This window comes from Mycobacterium sp. 1245801.1 (assembly GCF_001673055.1).
GTDB classification, from domain to species: Bacteria; Actinomycetota; Actinomycetes; order Mycobacteriales; family Mycobacteriaceae; genus Mycobacterium; species Mycobacterium europaeum_A.
Genome location: NZ_LZKY01000233.1, coordinates 1 through 2,203, shown reverse-complemented (window position 1 = coordinate 2,203; position 2,203 = coordinate 1). Strand labels below are relative to the sequence as shown.

The window sequence follows — 2,203 nt, the reverse complement described above, 5'->3', positions numbered from 1 at the left end:
GATGGGATCGTCTTCGTCGCGACGCGGTAGCGGTCGGTGGCCGACAACGTCAACCCGCCGAGCGGGTCGACGTCGAAACACACCGCCTTGATGCTCGAGTACCCGTCGCCGCGGTGCACCGCGAAACTGGTTTGCGCGATCGCCTCCGCGAACTGTCCGGCGTCCACGCTGCCCGCGTCGGCCGGCCGCGTCGGCAGGTCTGGGTACTCACTCCCCAGCATGGTGGGCAACGTGAACTCTGCGGCCCCGCACAGGATGCGTGCAGTACCACCCTCAGTCTTGAACTCCACCGGCTTGCGTGCCAGCGCCTTGCTGATCGCCTGCAGCAGGCGCCCGGACACCAAGGTGGTTCCCAGTGATGTCACATCCGCCCCAGCGCTTGTCACGGCGGCAACTTCGTAGTCGAACGCCTCCAGGATCACGTAACCGGAGCCGCTGGTGAGTCGGATCGCGCCGAGCAGCGGGTTCAACGGCTTCGCCGGCAACGCCCGCGCCACCCAGTTGATCGCATCCGCGAACTCGTCGCGAGTAATCGTGAACTGCAAATCGGACATAAGGATCGTCACTCCTGGTGTGTGGGCCGCCGTCAATCGGCCGTTGCGTACACCATAGACCGGATCGTTTGACGCAATAACGTCTAGCGTTTGATGAACCGCGCCGACGCCACGAAAGTGCCCACCAGATAGAACGGGTCCACCCGCCGGTGCAGCCGGTTCGCCAAGTGCAGCGCCGTGACCGCGATCGCGCCGGTCGTGAGGACCGGGTGGGCGACGACACCGCGGCGGGCGGCGTCGGTCAACTGCTCCCCTTGCGGGCAGAACATGTCCCAAGCTGCGACGTAAGCCCCGAGCGCCACCCAGGCGCGGCAGCCCGGACGCATGTCACAGCTCCCGCTGCAATTCCGCGGGGGGCTCCGGCATGGTGCCCGTGTTGTTGACGGTGGCCCAACGGATCACCTCGCGGAGGTGCGCGACCGCGATCCGGTACAGCGACTCCCAACGCGACGCCCGCTCCTCGGCGATCACCGCCCGGGTCTCCGCCGAGTCGATGCGCCGTTCAGCCGCGGTCGCGCGGGACTCCACAGCCTCGAGTCGGTCGAGCAGCAGCTTGCGGTCCTTCTGCGTGCTGGCCGCGTAAGCCTCCCACGCTTCGGTCACCTTGTTCCGGGCCTCATCGGCCGCCTGCTCGCTGGCGAGGCGGGCCTTGACCTCGAGTTCCCGAAGCGCCTGTTCGGATTGCCGTTTACCGTCCGCCCGGCCGCGCCAGGCGCCGATCACGACACCCAGGAATGTGAGCAGTGGGGCGGCGATTGCGCTGACGAGGGCGATCACTTCAGCGGTGCTCATGTCGCCGGCGCGGCATCAGCGGCCGGCGGTTCAGCCGGCACAGCAGCCGCGGCCGGGACCGGGGCGACGGCTGGCACGGGTTCCGCGGCAGGAGCCGGCAGCGGCGGCGGCGCTGGGGTGGCTACTGCGGGCGCCGGGTCGCTGACAGACACCGGGATCCGGTACTCCACAACCTTGTGCAGCACCGCAACTAAGGCGGCGCCGCCGGAAACACCGAGGGCGGCTTTCCAGTCGAGGTGGAACAAGTTGAACACGTCACCACCCGACACACCCAGGAACGCGTGGGATGCGCTCTGCGCGGCCAGCAGCCCGGTAGCTTTGAACCAATCGAGGTTGATCATGTTTGACCCCTTAACGCCTAGTAGTTGATATTGTGTCACGAAAGAAGGTTGCGCACCCAATCCAGTCCGCCCGAAATGTCATACGGGCTGTAATGCGGGTTCGGCTGATCAGCCAGGAACACGATGCCGCTGACGATCGCCTGAAACACGCTGATACCGAACGTGATCAACGCCGGGATGTTCGACGAGATGACGTTGGGTAGCTGGTGCACCAGCTCCGTGATCACCCCGTACGGGTTGGACAGGAAATCCCCTCGAGCTACCGCCTGGTAGATGGATGCCTTCAACTGGCTCGCTTGGTCGTCGCCGTTCTCAGCGAAGATGTCTCCCTCGCGGTAATCATCCATGAAGTTCGGCGGCAACGCCGGGCACCCGGGGGCGCCGTAACGCTTGTACGGGTCCAGTCCATGGGTGCCGGTCTTCTTGATCTGCCCGATGGCCCACGGCGCGATCGAATCCGTGCCGCGGCAAGGGTTGCCGTAAGCCAGGGTGCCGAGCCGGTCGGCCTCCCGCCAC

At 66.2% G+C, this 2,203-nt stretch carries 3 protein-coding genes and 2 pseudogenes; all 5 read right to left on the bottom strand.

Annotated elements, in window-relative coordinates:
- Positions 1-554 (bottom strand): annotated as a pseudogene (locus A5622_RS15290) (DNA polymerase III subunit beta); the annotation flags it as partial.
- 83 nt (positions 555-637) lie between these two features.
- Positions 638-880: a hypothetical protein gene (locus A5622_RS15285; protein ID WP_066879480.1), complete on the bottom strand. Its 243-nt coding sequence runs from the start codon at positions 878-880 to the stop codon at positions 638-640.
- Position 881: 1 nt separating this feature from the next.
- Entirely contained in the window at positions 882-1,346 is a 465-nt protein-coding gene (locus A5622_RS15280; protein WP_066879598.1) for a hypothetical protein, read from the bottom strand.
- Positions 1,343-1,687: a holin gene (locus A5622_RS15275; protein ID WP_066879595.1), complete on the bottom strand. Its 345-nt coding sequence runs from the start codon at positions 1,685-1,687 to the stop codon at positions 1,343-1,345. Before A5622_RS15275 ends, A5622_RS15280 begins: the two co-directional genes overlap by 4 nt.
- A 35-nt stretch (positions 1,688-1,722) precedes the next feature.
- Positions 1,723-2,203 (bottom strand): annotated as a pseudogene (locus tag A5622_RS29720) (peptidoglycan-binding protein); the annotation flags it as partial.

What these genes read in the sequence shown, in the direction of transcription:
- A5622_RS15285 (WP_066879480.1), bottom strand. Translation starts at nt 880, where the DNA reads ATGCGTCCGGGCTGCCGCGCCTGGGTGGCGCTCGGGGCTTACGTCGCA.
- A5622_RS15280 (WP_066879598.1), bottom strand. Translation starts at nt 1,346, where the DNA reads ATGAGCACCGCTGAAGTGATCGCCCTCGTCAGCGCAATCGCCGCCCCA.
- A5622_RS15275 (WP_066879595.1), bottom strand. Translation starts at nt 1,687, where the DNA reads ATGATCAACCTCGATTGGTTCAAAGCTACCGGGCTGCTGGCCGCGCAG.